This is a genomic window from Bradyrhizobium sp. BR 10289, from assembly GCF_019455385.1.
Lineage (GTDB): Bacteria > Pseudomonadota > Alphaproteobacteria > Rhizobiales > Xanthobacteraceae > Bradyrhizobium.
On record NZ_JACOFR010000021.1, the window covers coordinates 82171 to 95870 of the forward strand.

14 protein-coding genes are annotated in these 13700 nt (G+C 64.3%); 13 read left to right on the top strand and 1 reads right to left on the bottom strand.

All coding sequences use genetic code 11. From position 1 onward, the window contains the following. Positions 1–67: 67 nt before the first annotated feature. The 3 genes from trpS (at position 68) to HYH08_RS28245 (ending at position 2456) form a co-directional block, all read left to right on the top strand. A complete protein-coding gene (trpS, locus tag HYH08_RS28235) occupies positions 68–1120 on the top strand; it encodes a tryptophan--tRNA ligase (RefSeq protein WP_220013101.1) in 1053 nt (350 codons plus the stop codon). Positions 1121–1222: 102 nt separating this feature from the next. Continuing rightward, positions 1223–1717 (top strand): universal stress protein, encoded by a 495-nt coding sequence (locus HYH08_RS28240; protein ID WP_220013102.1) that lies wholly within the window; start codon positions 1223–1225, stop codon positions 1715–1717. Between the two features lie 169 nt (positions 1718–1886). Then, positions 1887–2456 (top strand): NifU family protein, encoded by a 570-nt coding sequence (locus HYH08_RS28245; RefSeq protein WP_220013103.1) that lies wholly within the window; start codon positions 1887–1889, stop codon positions 2454–2456. Positions 2457–2565: 109 nt separating this feature from the next. Here the strand turns inward: HYH08_RS28245 and HYH08_RS28250 are convergent, their stop codons facing one another. Continuing rightward, entirely contained in the window at positions 2566–4212 is a 1647-nt protein-coding gene (locus HYH08_RS28250; protein ID WP_220013104.1) for a methyl-accepting chemotaxis protein, read from the bottom strand. Between the two features lie 344 nt (positions 4213–4556). Here HYH08_RS28250 and tsaB point away from each other — a divergent pair, with 344 nt between their 5' ends. From tsaB to HYH08_RS28300, 10 genes are all read left to right on the top strand, one after another. Further along, positions 4557–5249 carry a tRNA (adenosine(37)-N6)-threonylcarbamoyltransferase complex dimerization subunit type 1 TsaB gene (gene tsaB, locus HYH08_RS28255; protein ID WP_220013105.1) on the top strand — a complete coding sequence of 231 codons (693 nt, stop codon included), beginning with the start codon at positions 4557–4559 and terminating at the stop codon, positions 5247–5249. After that, complete coding sequence (rimI, locus tag HYH08_RS28260; RefSeq protein WP_220013106.1) at positions 5246–5731, top strand: ribosomal protein S18-alanine N-acetyltransferase; 486 nt, start codon at positions 5246–5248, stop codon at positions 5729–5731. The genes tsaB and rimI overlap by 4 nt, the downstream gene beginning before the upstream one ends. A 38-nt stretch (positions 5732–5769) precedes the next feature. Continuing rightward, positions 5770–6225 (top strand): Fur family transcriptional regulator, encoded by a 456-nt coding sequence (locus HYH08_RS28265; protein ID WP_220013107.1) that lies wholly within the window; start codon positions 5770–5772, stop codon positions 6223–6225. 198 nt (positions 6226–6423) lie between these two features. Further along, positions 6424–7104 (top strand): HAD family hydrolase, encoded by a 681-nt coding sequence (locus HYH08_RS28270; protein ID WP_220013108.1) that lies wholly within the window; start codon positions 6424–6426, stop codon positions 7102–7104. 125 nt (positions 7105–7229) lie between these two features. Next, positions 7230–8624 (top strand): tRNA (N6-isopentenyl adenosine(37)-C2)-methylthiotransferase MiaB, encoded by a 1395-nt coding sequence (miaB, locus tag HYH08_RS28275; RefSeq protein ID WP_220013109.1) that lies wholly within the window; start codon positions 7230–7232, stop codon positions 8622–8624. Positions 8625–8688: 64 nt separating this feature from the next. Beyond that, positions 8689–9684: a PhoH family protein gene (locus HYH08_RS28280; RefSeq protein WP_220013110.1), complete on the top strand. Its 996-nt coding sequence runs from the start codon at positions 8689–8691 to the stop codon at positions 9682–9684. Positions 9685–9746: 62 nt separating this feature from the next. After that, positions 9747–10256 carry an rRNA maturation RNase YbeY gene (gene ybeY / locus HYH08_RS28285; RefSeq protein WP_220013111.1) on the top strand — a complete coding sequence of 170 codons (510 nt, stop codon included), beginning with the start codon at positions 9747–9749 and terminating at the stop codon, positions 10254–10256. Position 10257: 1 nt separating this feature from the next. Beyond that, the gene (locus HYH08_RS28290) at positions 10258–11376 is read left to right on the top strand and encodes a hemolysin family protein (protein WP_228748112.1); all 1119 of its coding nucleotides are present in this window, start codon (positions 10258–10260) and stop codon (positions 11374–11376) included. Continuing rightward, a complete protein-coding gene (gene lnt / locus HYH08_RS28295; RefSeq protein WP_220013113.1) occupies positions 11373–12986 on the top strand; it encodes an apolipoprotein N-acyltransferase in 1614 nt (537 codons plus the stop codon). The genes HYH08_RS28290 and lnt overlap by 4 nt, the downstream gene beginning before the upstream one ends. 231 nt (positions 12987–13217) lie before the next feature. Beyond that, a complete protein-coding gene (locus HYH08_RS28300; RefSeq protein WP_008131807.1) occupies positions 13218–13631 on the top strand; it encodes a helix-turn-helix domain-containing protein in 414 nt (137 codons plus the stop codon). The last annotated feature ends 69 nt before the right edge of the window (positions 13632–13700 follow it).

The window sequence follows — 13700 nt, forward strand, 5'->3', positions numbered from 1 at the left end:
GAATTGCCCTTGACGGGGCAGCCTCGCTGTTGGAAACGACGACCGAATACCTATGGGAAGGCTCACCATGCCATTCGTTGAACGGGTTTTTTCGGGCGTCCAGCCGACGGGCAATCTGCACCTCGGCAATTACCTCGGCGCGATCGTCAACTTCGTGAAGATGCAGGAAACCCACAACTGCATCTATTGCGTGGTCGACATGCACGCGATCACGCAAGGCGTCGACGTCTGGGGCGGCCCGGTCGAGCTCGCGCGCAACACCCGCGAGGTGACCGCAGCGTTCATCGCCGCCGGCATCGACCCGAAGAAGCACATCGTGTTCAACCAGAGCCAGGTCTCCGGGCACGCCGAGCTCGCCTGGATCTTCAACTGCGTCGCACGCATGGGCTGGCTCGGCCGCATGACCCAGTTCAAGGAGAAGGCCGGCAAGGATCGCGAGAACGCCTCGGTCGGCCTGTTCGACTATCCCGTGCTGATGGCCGCCGACATCCTGCTCTACCGCGCGACCCACGTTCCCGTGGGCGAGGACCAGAAGCAGCATCTCGAGCTGTCGCGCGACATCGCGCAGAAGTTCAACAATGACTTCGCCGATTCCATTCGCGCGCAAGGTGCCAATGACGGCCTGTTCTTCCCGCTCCCGGAGCCCTTGATTCAGGGCCCGGCGACGCGCGTGATGAGCTTGCGCGACGGCACCAAGAAAATGTCGAAATCGGATGCCTCCGACAATTCGCGCATCAACCTCACGGACGATGCCGACACCATCGCGCAGAAGATCCGCAAGGCGAAGACCGATCCGGAGCCGTTGCCGTCGGAGGAAAAGGGCCTGGAAGCGCGTCCCGAGGCCGACAATCTCGTCGGCATCTTCGCCGCGCTCTCCGGCCGCGCCAAGTCGGACGTGCTGCGCGAATTCGGGGGCGGCCAGTTCTCCAGCTTCAAGAACGCGCTGGCCGAGCTGTGCGTGACAAAGCTCGCGCCGATCGCCGGCGAGATGAAGCGCCTCGTCGCCGACCCCGGCCATATCGACACGATCCTCAACGAGGGTTCCGACCGGGCTCGCGCGCTCGCCGATGAGACCATGAAGCTCTCGAAGGACATCGTCGGCTTCATCCGCCGGCGCTGAAGCGCGTTCGCGAACCGGCCTGCGCCGCAGCGCCGGCCGCTTCCCTCTCCCAAAGCAAGAGGGAGTGTGGCAGCATGCCGGCCGTGCACATCCGGGATAGGCATGACCAGCAAGCGACTTTGCTTCGAGCCGGGTCACAAGCCCAAATGCCTCGTCATCGTCGACGACACCGCCGAATGGGATCGCGCGGTGTATTATGCCAGCCGCTGGGCGATCCGTGCCGGCGGCGGCGTGGTGCTGCTGCGCATCATCGAGCCTGACGCACAGAGCCAGGAATGGCTGGGCGTCGCCGACATCATGCGCGCGGAAGCGATTGAAGCAGCGGAGGCCGCGCTCGACCGTGCCGCCGGGAGGGCCAACGGCATCGCGGCAATCACGCCGGAGCGCGTGATCCGCGAAGGTGCCGCGATGGAACAGCTGCTGGCGGTGATCGACGAGGACACTGACATCGGCATGCTGGTGATCGCCGCCAGCCCCGGGGCGGAAGGACCAGGGCCGTGGGTGGCGCTGCTCGCGCATGAACTCGGCACGTTCCCGGTGCCGGTGACGATCATTTCGGGGGCATTGAGTGACGAAAGCGTGGATTCGCTGTCGTAGGCTCGTCCCTCACCTCTCCCCGCAGGTGGGGCGAGGGAGAAGGGAGCGCCTAACCCGCTGATATAACGATGGAAGCCCCTCCGCTCCCCTTGACCGTGCGTTCGCCATCGCCATCTGCTAGGGAATAGGGCACGCGCCGGCCTTGAACCGGCGACGTCTGGAGAAAACCATGTTCATTCAAACCGAAGCCACTCCCAATCCCGCCACGCTGAAGTTCATTCCCGGCCGCGTCGTGTCCGATGGCAGCCCGATCGAATTTTCGAGCCGAGAAGCCGCTGGCCGTTCGCCGCTCGCGGAAAAGCTGTTCGACGTGCCCGGCGTCACCGGCGTGTTCTATGGATCGGATTTCATCACCGTGACCAAGGCGGACGGTGAATGGCAGCAGCTCAAGCCCGCGATCCTCGGCGCCATCATGGAGCACTACATGTCCGGCGCGCCGCTGCTCGCCGACGGTGCGGCCACCAGCGACGTCGATCTCGACGACGAGGACGAGTTCTTCGACGAGTCCGATGCCGAGACGGTCGACATGATCAAGGATCTGATCGAGACGCGCGTGCGGCCGGCCGTCGCAAACGACGGCGGCGACATCACCTTCCGCGGCTTCAAGGACGGCATCGTCTATCTCAACATGAAGGGCGCCTGTTCCGGCTGCCCGTCCTCGACCGCGACCCTGCAGCACGGCATCCAGAACCTGCTCAAGCACTTCGTGCCCGACGTCGTCGAAGTCCGGCCGATGTGACGACGAAGTCGATCATTCCGGGATGGTGCGCCAGCACCAGACCCGGAATCTCGGGATTCTCAGGCGCGCAGCATCGCTCGATGCGTCGCATCGCCCCGGATGACGCGAACTACACCCCCCGACCGATGCTCGCGGCCTCTTCCGCGGCCGTACGCATGTTCGCCGACATTTCCTGGGTCACCGTGCTCTGCTCCTCGACGGCGGCGGCCGTTGTGGACACGTACTCGCTGACGCCCTGAATCGCGCTCTTGATTGCATCCAGAGCTCCGACGACGTCGGCCGAGATGCCGTTCAGATTACCGATCTCCTGCTCGATCCGGTCCGCGGCCTGCTTGGCCTGATTAGCGAGATTCTTGACCTCCGAGGCGACCACCGCAAATCCGCGACCGGCCTCGCCAGCGCGCGCGGACTCGATCGTCGCGTTCAACGCCAGCAGATTGATCTGACCGGTAATGTCGCCGATCAATTGCACTATCGTGCTCATCGATTCCGCCGCTTGCGTTAGCCGTTGCGCCTGCTGGTCGGCCGCCTCGACCCGATCGACCGCGCTCGAGGCGGTCTCGCGCGATCGCGTCATGGCTTCGGCGATCTCGCGCACCGAGCTGTTGAGCTCCTCGGCGCCGGCGGCGACCGATTCCATCATGTTACGCACCTTCTCGCTGCGTTTGCGCGCGACGACCTGCGCGGTGGTATCGGAGGCGTATTTCACGATTTTGAACGGCTTGCCATTGAGATCGCGGATCGGGTTGTAGGAGGCCTGAATCCAGACCTCGCGGCCGCCCTTGCCGACGCGCCGATATTCGCCGGACTGGAATTCACCGGCGTTCAGCCTGGCCCAGAAGGCGCGATAGGCTTCGCCCCCGCGCTCGTCTGCGTCGACGAACATGCTGTGATGACGGCCCACGATTTCCGGGAGCGAGTAGCCGAGCGCATGCAGGAAATTCTGATTGGCGGTCAGAATCCTGCCCTCCATGTCGAACTCGATCACGGCCTGTGACTTGCCGATCGCCTCGATCTGCCCGGCGAAATTCGCGTTCATCAGCTTTTGTGCGGTGACATCGGTAGCGAACTTCACCACCTTGAACGGCCTGCCCGCATCGTCGAGGATCGGATTGTACGATGCGAGGATCCAGATTTCCTTAGCCCCCTTGCCGAACCGCTTGTACTCGCCGGACCGGAACTCGCCGCGGGCAAGTCCTGACCAAAGCTCGCGATAGGCGGCGCTGTCGCGCTCGTCGGCGCTCACGAACATGCTGTGGTGCTTGCCCTGGATCTCGTCGAGCCGGTAGCCCGTCGTGCTCAGGAAATTCTCATTCGCCGTGATGATGCTGCCATCGAGAGTGAATTCGATCACCGCCTGGGCGCGGCTGATCGCAGAGATCTTTCCGGCGTCTTCCAGGCTGCGGATCTTGCGCGCTGTGATGTCGGTCGCGAACTTGACGACCTTCACGGGTTTGCCGGCTGTATCGGTGATCGGATTGTAGGACGCCTGGATCCAGATCTCGCGGCCGCCCTTTCCGAGCCGCTTGTACGCGGCGGTTTGATATTCACCCCGGCCAAGCCGATTCCAGAACTCGCGATAGGCTGCGCTGTCCCGCTCCTCGGGCACCACGAACAGGGAATGGTGCTTGCCGGCGATCTCGTCCAGCCGGTAACCCATTGTGTTCAGAAAATTCTGGTTGGCGGTGATGATGGTGCCGTCGAGATTGAATTCGATGATGGCCTGAGATCTCGACAATGCGCTGACCTGGGCCATGGCCTCTCGGGCCAACGACCAACGTTTCCAGAATGACATTCATTGCAACCTTTCAAGGCACGCCCCGGATGGTACCTGTTACGTCGCAGCGCACCATTCGGATCTCGCGAGATCCAAATCGGCCGGAAGGTCTCAGTCCGTGGTGAACCTTCCCTTAAGATGACGAACTTTCGATGGTTTAAAGGTTGCAGAGTTGCGGATGGAGCAATCGTCTGCAAAAAGGGGCACGCATGAAGCGTTGACCATCTTCGCTGCCACGTAGAATTACGTAGCCGGTCATGGCCATGTCGAGAAAGCCAAACTAGGGCTGGTTTGAACGGTGCCCAACCGACTAAGCTGATTCGATGCTGATCCTTGCCATCGATACTGCGCTCGACGCGTGCGCGGCCGCCGTTCTGGACACCGAGTCCGGTGAGCTCCTTGCGCAGGAATCGCAGCTGATGAAGCGCGGTCACGCCGAGGCGTTGATGCCGATGATTGCGCGCGTGATGCAATCGGCGAATCTCGCCTTCACTTCGCTCGACCGCATCGCCGTCACCGCCGGACCCGGCAGCTTTACCGGCCTGCGGGTCGGCATTTCCGCCGCGCGCGGCCTTGCGCTCGCGGCGAAACGGCCGGCCGTCGGCGTGACGACACTGTCGGCCTATGCCGCGACCATCGTCGGCCAAAGCGGCACGGCGCCGGTGATCTCCGCGATCGACGCGCGGCACGATCACGTCTATTTCCAGATCGTCGCGGGTGACGGCAGCCAGTTGGTGCGGCCAGGCGTCGCCTCCATCGACGACGCCATCGCGGCCTCGCAATTCGGCGCGCCGCATCTGGTCGGCAATGCTGCAAACATCCTCGCCGGTCGCTGGCCGAAGGATGGGCCGCAGCCTGTGACGGTCGACGCGCCGCCCGCGCCCGACATCAGCTGGGTCGCATGGCTTGGTGCCGCGGCCAATCCCGAGACGAATCCGGCGCGGCCGTTCTATCTGAAGGCGCCCGACGCCAAGCCGGCGGCGCTGCCGCCGCTCGCACAAGCCGCAAGCTCATGATGCGATGGCTTTCGGAATGGTGGCGCGGCGGCACAGCCGCCGTCGAGCCCGCCTCCGCGCGCGACGCCGCGCGGCTCGCACAGCTCCACGGTGCCTCCTTCGCGCATGGCTGGGGCGAAGGCGAATTCGAGAGCATGATCAGCGAACCCAACACGCTGGTGCAGCGGCTGCGGCTTGGCCGCAAGACGATCGGCTTTGCGGTGTCGCGGATCGGCGCGGACGAGGCGGAGATTCTCTCGATCGCGGTCGACCGGGCCCAGCGCGGCCACGGCCTGTCCCGCACGCTGCTGATGACCCATCTCGGTCATCTCGCGGGGCGCGGCGTACGCACGATATTTCTCGAAGTCGAGGAGAATAACCAGCCGGCGCGGCGCCTCTACGACAGGGCCGGATTCATGGTGGTCGGACGCCGCGAACGCTACTATAAGCAGCCCAACGGGGAACAGTTGAACGCCCTTCTGATGCGACGTGACTTGTCGTAATATTGATGGCAGAAAGCGCCCCGTCAGGCAGACAACACATGACTGGACTTAAAGCTTCCGCCGCATCCAAGGCCTCGGGTATCGAGGCGCGCTGTGCCGCCACCGGCATGCGCATGACCGAACAGCGCCGCGTCATCGCGCGCGTGCTGGCGGAGGCTGTCGATCATCCCGATGTCGAGGAATTGTACCGGCGCTGCGTCGCCGTCGACGACAAGATCTCGATCTCGACCGTGTATCGCACCGTCAAGCTGTTCGAGGATGCCGGCATCATCGAGCGCCATGATTTCCGCGAGGGCCGCGCGCGCTACGAGACGATGCGCGACAGCCATCACGACCACCTCATCAATCTGCGCGACGGCAAGGTGATCGAGTTCACCTCCGAGGAGATCGAGAAGCTCCAGGCGGAGATCGCCCGCAAGCTCGGCTACAAGCTGGTCGATCACCGGCTCGAGCTCTACTGCGTTCCGCTCGACGACGACAAGCCGACGAATTGATGAAGGGATCTTTCGGCGAGTTCTCTTCACCTCTCCCCGTCGGGGAGAGGTCGATTTGCGCCTGGCGCTGCGAAGCATCGTCCAGTGCAAATCGGGTGAGGGGACTCAGGTCCCACGAGAAAGCTGATCCCCTCACCCGGCGCTTCGCGCCGACCTCTCCCTCCGGGAGAGGTGACACCGTCCGCGACGCGAGCTGAAGTGCCCCTCGATCTCATCATCTTCGATTGCGACGGTGTGCTCGTGGACAGCGAGGTGATCTCCTGTCAGGCACACGCGAATGCGCTGACGCGCCACGGCTATCCAATCACTGCGGCGCAAGTGTCCGCGCGCTTCCTCGGCCGTGCGACAAAACAGGCCAATCTCGAGATCGAGGCCGAACTCGGCCGCAAGCTGCCCGAGGCCTATCACGGCGATCTCCAGGACGAGCTGTTTCGCGCCTTCGAATCCGACCTCGAGGCGATCCGCGGCATCCACGACGTGCTCGATGTGGTGACGCAGGCGGTCTGCGTCGCCTCCAGCGGTTCGCATCAACGCATGCAGGTCAGCCTCGGGAGCACCGGTCTCCACGAGCGCTTCGCGCCGCACATCTTCTCGTCCTCGCAGGTGAGGAACGGCAAGCCGGCGCCGGACCTGTTTTTGTTCGCAGCCAGGGAAATGGGCGTGCCGCCCGAGCGCTGCGTCGTGATCGAGGACAGCCTGGCCGGCATTGCCGGAGCGCGGGCAGCGGGCATGAAGGTGTTCGGCTTTTACGGGGGCAGCCATTGCGGGGCCGGCCATGCAGAGACCCTGCGTCAGGCCGGCGCCGACCTGACCTTCTCGGACATGCATCAGCTGCCGGAGCTGGTTAGGCGGGTCGCAGCGGACGCCCTGACGGGCTGAATCCGGCGCCAAACCGCGCGATTCCGGCAGTCGCCGCCCGGAACGCGCCTTTTGACCCCCATTCGCTGGATTTTCGGCTCTCCAGCCTATATCTGAGGGCCGTCCTCCACCTCAATTCGGGTTCCATGACGCCGCCGCGCAAGCTGCACATCAAATCATATGGCTGCCAGATGAACGTCTACGATGCCCAGCGCATGGTGGACACACTGGCCCCGGAAGGATTCGTGGAGACGGCGAGCCCTGATGACGCCGACCTCGTCATCCTCAACACCTGCCACATCCGCGAGAAGGCTTCCGAGAAGGTCTATTCCGAGCTTGGCCGCCTGCGCGTCGCCAAGGACGAAGCGGCGCGCAGCGGCCGGACCATGCAGATCGCGGTCGCCGGCTGCGTGGCGCAGGCCGAAGGCGGCGAGATCACGCGCCGCGCGCCTGTCGTCGACGTGGTGGTCGGCCCGCAGAGCTATCATCATCTTCCCGAGCTCTTGAGGCGCGCGCGCAACGAAGGCCGCGCGATCGAGACCGAATTTCCCGCCGCCGACAAGTTCGGCTTCCTCGCCCAGCCGAAGCCCGACGCGATCCGCGCGCGCGGCATTTCCGCGTTCGTCACGGTGCAGGAAGGCTGCGACAAGTTCTGTACGTTCTGCGTCGTGCCCTATACGCGCGGCGCCGAAGTCTCGCGTCCCGTCACAAAAATCGTCGACGACGTGAAGCGGCTTGCCGACAACGGCGTGCGCGAGCTCACGCTGATCGGGCAGAACGTCAACGCCTATCATGGCGAGGGGCCGGACGGAAAAACCTGGACTCTCGGCCGGCTGCTCGAGCATCTGGCGAAAATTCCCGGCATCGTCCGGCTGCGCTATTCGACCAGCCATCCCCGCGACGTCGATGACAGTCTGATTGCGGCCCATCGCGATCTCGACGCGTTGATGCCGTTCGTGCACCTGCCGGTGCAGTCGGGCTCGGACCGGATTCTGGCCGCCATGAACCGCAAACATACCGCCGATGATTACCGCAAAGTCATCGATCGTTTCCGGTCAGCGCGCCAAGACATTGCTTTTTCATCAGATTTTATCGTCGGCTTCCCCGGCGAAAGCGAGCAGGATTTTCTCGCCACTCTCGCGCTTGTCACGCAAATCGGCTACGCTGCGGCGTATTCGTTCAAATACTCCGCCCGGCCGGGAACGCCGGCCGCGGATATGCAGGAGACGGTGTCCCCCGCCGAGATGGACCAGCGATTGGAGCGGCTCCAGGAACTGATCGACAGCCAGCAATCGGCCTTCAACAAGGCTGCGATTGGCTCAACGGTCGACGTACTGTTCGAACGTCCGGCGCGCAAGGACGGCCAGATCGTCGGCCGCACCGCCTTCCTCCAGCCTGCCCATGTAATGGCTTCGCCCGACATCATCGGACAGATCCTGCCGGTCAGGATCGACATTCTCGAACGCTACAGCTTCCTCGGCGAGCTCGTGACGCCGCGCAATGCGCGCGAGCCCGCTTTATCGCAATCCATCGGAGCCTGAACCCTTGCCCAAAAGCGCATCGGATTCGTCTTCTATCGCTCCCAGCCGCAAATTTGACCGCGACATGCAAGTTCCGCCCGAGACCCAGGTCGTCATCGACTTCGACGACAACCGCGCCGCATCCGCGCTGGTCGGCCCCTATGGCCAGCACCTCGCTCAGATCGAGCGGCGGCTCGGCGTCGTCGTCGATTCCAAGGGCAACCACATCACGATCGGCGGCACGCGCGACGGTTGCGATGCCGCGCGCCGCGTGCTTGAGATGCTCTATGCGCAAGCCGTGAAGGGTCACGATCTCGACCAGGGCGAGGTCGAGGGCGCGATTCGCGCCGTGATCGCGCAGGGCTCGCTGTTCGAGTTCGACGCCAAATCGGCCAAGTCCACCTTCGACAGCATCAATTTGCGCAAGCGCCCGGTGCGTGCGCGCACGGCGGCGCAGGATTCCTACATTCGCGCGCTGAAGCGTCACGAGCTGGTGTTCGGCATCGGCCCCGCCGGCACCGGCAAGACCTGGCTCGCGGTTGCGCATGCCGCGCAATTGTTCGAGCGCAAGGAGGTCGACAAGATCATCCTGTCGCGCCCGGCGGTGGAAGCCGGCGAGCGGCTGGGCTTCCTGCCCGGCGATCTCCGTGAGAAGGTCGATCCGTATCTGCGCCCGATCTATGATGCGCTCTACGACCTCATGGATGCACGCATCGTCGAGCGCGCGCTGCAGACCGGCGAGATCGAAATCGCGCCGCTCGCCTTCATGCGCGGCCGCACGCTGACCAACGCCGCCATCATCCTGGATGAGGCGCAGAACACCACGTCGATGCAGATGAAGATGTTTTTGACGCGTCTCGGCGAGAACAGCCGCATGATCGTGACCGGCGATCCCTCGCAGATCGACCTGCCGAACGGCCAGACCTCGGGACTTGCCGAAGCGACCAAATTGCTTGATGGCGTCGAAGGCATTGCGCAAGTTCATTTCAAAGCCGAGGACGTGATCCGCCACGAGCTCGTGGCGCGGATCGTCGCCGCCTATGAAGGGTCGCCGCAGCGGCCGGCGACCGGAAAATCCTGACGGGACAACAGCCGGATCCAGCGGGCGCGGACCGAGACGCCCTTTCGTTCCGAACAAAGACAATGTCACATCCGAACCTTCCCATCACCGAGGTCCTCGTCGTTGCCGATTGCTGGCAGCGCGAACCCGATTCCGAAGCCGTGATCCAGCGTGCGGTTGCCGCCGCCGCCGAAAGCGTCGACGAGGATGTCGCCGAAGCCGAAGTGGCCGTGATGCTGACCGACGATGCCGGCATCCGCACGCTGAACAGCAACTGGCGCGGCATGGACAAGCCGACCAACGTGCTGTCGTTTCCTGCGCTTCAGCCGGAGGGCGAATGGAAGGAAGGCGATGCACCGCGCATGCTCGGCGACATCGCGATCGCCTACGAGACCATGCGGCGCGAGGCGGACGAGGAGCACAAGCCGTTCGACCATCATCTCAGCCATCTCGCCGTGCACGGCTTCCTGCATCTGATCGGCTACGACCACGAGAACGACGACGACGCCGAGGAGATGGAAGCGCTGGAGACCGAGATCCTGGCGCATCTCGGCATCCCCGACCCCTATGCCGATCGCGCGGGGGCGCACTGAGATGCCGGATTCCGAACCGATCCACGACAATCCGCGCAACACGCCGAACCTGCCGGCGGTGGTGACGCCTGGCGAAGTCATACGCCCGACTGCGGACGGCTGGCTGCTGCGCGCGATCCGCACGCTGTTCGGCTGGAAGGCGGGCTCGGTGCGCGACGACCTTCAGGTCGTGCTCGATGCGACGACGCCGGACGACACCGGCTTCTCCGCGGTCGAGCGCACCATGCTGCGCAACATTCTCGGCCTGCACGAGCGCCGCATCGCCGACGTCATGGTGCATCGCGCCGACATCGTCGCGGTGAAGCGCGACATCCCGCTCGGCGAGTTGATGGACCGTTTCGAGAGCGCCGGCCATTCGCGCCTCGTGGTCTACAACGAGACGCTCGACGACCCCGTCGGCATCGTCCACATCCGCGATTTGCTCGCCTTCATGACCGCGCGCGCGCGTGTATCCGAGGCCACCAAGACCAAGCGCAAGAAACCGCCGCCGGCCGGGCTCGATCTGAAGGCCGTCGATCTCGCGCTGCCGCTCGAGGACGCGCGGATCATCCGCAAGTTGCTCTACGTGCCGCCGTCGATGCGAGCGATCGATCTGCTCGCGCAGATGCAGGCGACGCGCATTCACCTCGCGCTGGTCGTCGACGAATATGGCGGCAGCGACGGGCTGGTCTCGCTCGAGGACATCGTCGAGCAGATCGTCGGCGAGATCGACGACGAGCACGACAGCGACGAGCCGCCCTCGATTGTGCGGCTGCCCGACAACGCCTTCATCGCCGATGCTCGCGCCAGCCTCGATGATGTCCGCACCGTGATCGGCGAGGATTTCGTCACCGGAGAGGCCGGCGAGGAGGTCGAGACGCTCGGCGGCTATCTCGTCAGCTTCGTCGGACGCCTGCCGGTGCGCGGCGAGGTGATCTCGGGCCCCGGCAATTACGAAGTCGAGGTGCTCGACGCCGATCCGCGCCGCGTCAAGCGATTGCGGATTTCGACGCGCAAGGAACGGCCTGCACCGCGCAGCCAGCGCGAGCGAAGCCGCCGCGAGGCCACGCCGGACAGCGGTCAGCCGTCCGCCGGCGACACGCCCAGCCCGCCGCCGAGCGACGGGACCGGTCCGCAGTGAGCGCCTTCCAGCGATTTAAGCAGATTGCGCTCGCCATCATCCTGACCTGGGGATGGAAGCGCGCGCTGCTCGCGATGGGGTGCGGCGCATTGTCGGTGCTGGCGCTGGCGCCGTTCAACATCTTTCCGGTGCTGTTCATCACGCTGCCCGTGATGGTCTGGCTGATCGACGGGGCCGGCGCCGGACGCTACGGCGGAGTCCCCGCCGCGGCGCTGACCGGCTACTGGTTCGGGCTCGGCTATTTCGTTCCCGGCCTCTACTGGATCGGCAAGGCCTTCTTCGTCGATGCCGACATCTTCGCCTGGCTGACGCCGTTCGCCGTGCTGGGCCTGCCCGCCTATCTCTCGATCTTCACGGCGATGGGCTTTGCGCTGGCCCGCCTGCTCTGGACCAAGGATGCCACGCGCATCCTTGCGCTCGCCGCGAGCCTCACCGTCGCCGAATGGCTGCGCGGTCACGTGCTCACCGGCTTTCCGTGGAACGCGTTCGGCTATGCACTGTCCGAGCCGCTGCCGCTGGCGCAGACGGCGTCGCTGCTCGGCCTCTGGGGAATGACGTTCCTGGCCATCGCGATCTTCGCCAGCCCCGCGGCACTGATCGACCGCACGCCGGACCGCCGCCCGGCCTGGCGCGCTCCGGCGGCTGCGATTGCACTTCTGATTGTCATGAGCATCTTCGGCGCGATCCGGCTGTCGCTCAATCCAACCACGATGGTCGCGGGCACCAAGCTGCGCCTGATGCAGCCGGATCTCCAGCAGGACGCCAAATTCAACTACGCCGCCAAGGCGGAGGTGATGAAGAAATACCTCGCGCTGTCGGACCGCGCCTCGGGGCCGCAATCGACTGGCGTGCGCGATGCCACCATCCTGATCTGGCCGGAATCCGCTTTTCCGTTCTTCCTGACCCGCGAAGCCGACGCGATGGCTGAGATCGCCGATCTGCTGCCGAAGGGTACGGTGCTGATCACGGGCTCGGTCCGCGCACCGGATCTGCCGCGCGGCACGCCGGTCACGCGCGCCTATAATTCGATCTATGTGATCGATCACGACGGCAGCGTGCTCTCGGTCTACGACAAGCTGCACCTCGTGCCGTTCGGCGAATTCCTGCCCTATCAGGAGCTGATGGAGAAGCTCGGCTTCGAGCAACTCACGCGCATGCGCGGCGGCTTCATCCCGGGCACGGTGCGTCATGCACTGCCTGTGCCGGGCGCACCAAGCGCACTGCCACTGATCTGCTATGAAGCGATCTTTCCCGGTGAGGTTGCCGGGCGCAACGAGCGTCCGGGCTGGATCGTGAACCTTACCAATGACGGCTGGTTCGGCATCTCGACCGGACCGTATCAGCATCTCGAGCAGTCGCGGATGCGTGCGATCGAGCTAGGATTGCCGCTGGTCCGTTCGGCCAATACCGGCGTTTCCGCTGTGGTCGATCCGATGGGGCGCACCATCGCCAGCCTCGGTCTCGGGACTGAGGGCATTTTGGATGCAAACCTGCCCGCAGCGATCCCGCCGACCATCTATGCGCGCGTCGGCGACGTGCCTGCAGCCATACTGATCGCGCTGGCCGTGCTTCTCGCGGTCCGCCGACGTGTTGCCAAACGGCATCCGTGATTACACGGTCGCTGGCAGTTTTCGGTCGATCCGCCGGAATCCTTTGACAACCGTAGTCCCACGGTTGACAGACTGCACGCGGGTTCCTCATTCTGCACCCGCTGCGAAAGACAGTGGGCATTGCTAAATTTCTCCGCAATGTTTCCCAATAACAGGGTTTGATTTTTATGTTGCTGGCACCTGAGGCATTCCGGTCGATTGCGCTGAAGGTGGTGTTTGGAGGCTGAGGAAATGTCGAAAGCGCCCAACCCTGTTGACAAATATGTCGGCAGCCGCGTGCGCATGCGCCGCATCATGTTGGGCATGAGTCAGGAGAAGCTCGGTGAAGCTTTGGGCCTGACTTTCCAGCAGATTCAGAAGTACGAGAAGGGCACGAATCGCGTCGGTGCGAGCCGAATCCAGCAGATTGCCGAGATTCTCCAGGTGCCGGTGTCGTTCCTGTTCGAGGGCGGCCCGAGCGGCGTGGCTGGTCCCGACGGCTTCGCCGAAGGCGCTTCACCCTCCTACGTCTCGGACTTCCTCGCGACCTCCGAAGGTCTCGCTTTGACCAAGGCGTTCACCCGAATCACCGATTCGAAGATGCGCCGCTCCATCGTCGATCTCGTCGAGCAGATCGCGGCCCGCGAAGGCCCCGACAAGCGCTGAGGCGCCTGCTCGATCTGATTTGAGGCTTCGCCAAATCTGGCCTATGTCGTCACTTGCGGCCGCGTCTCG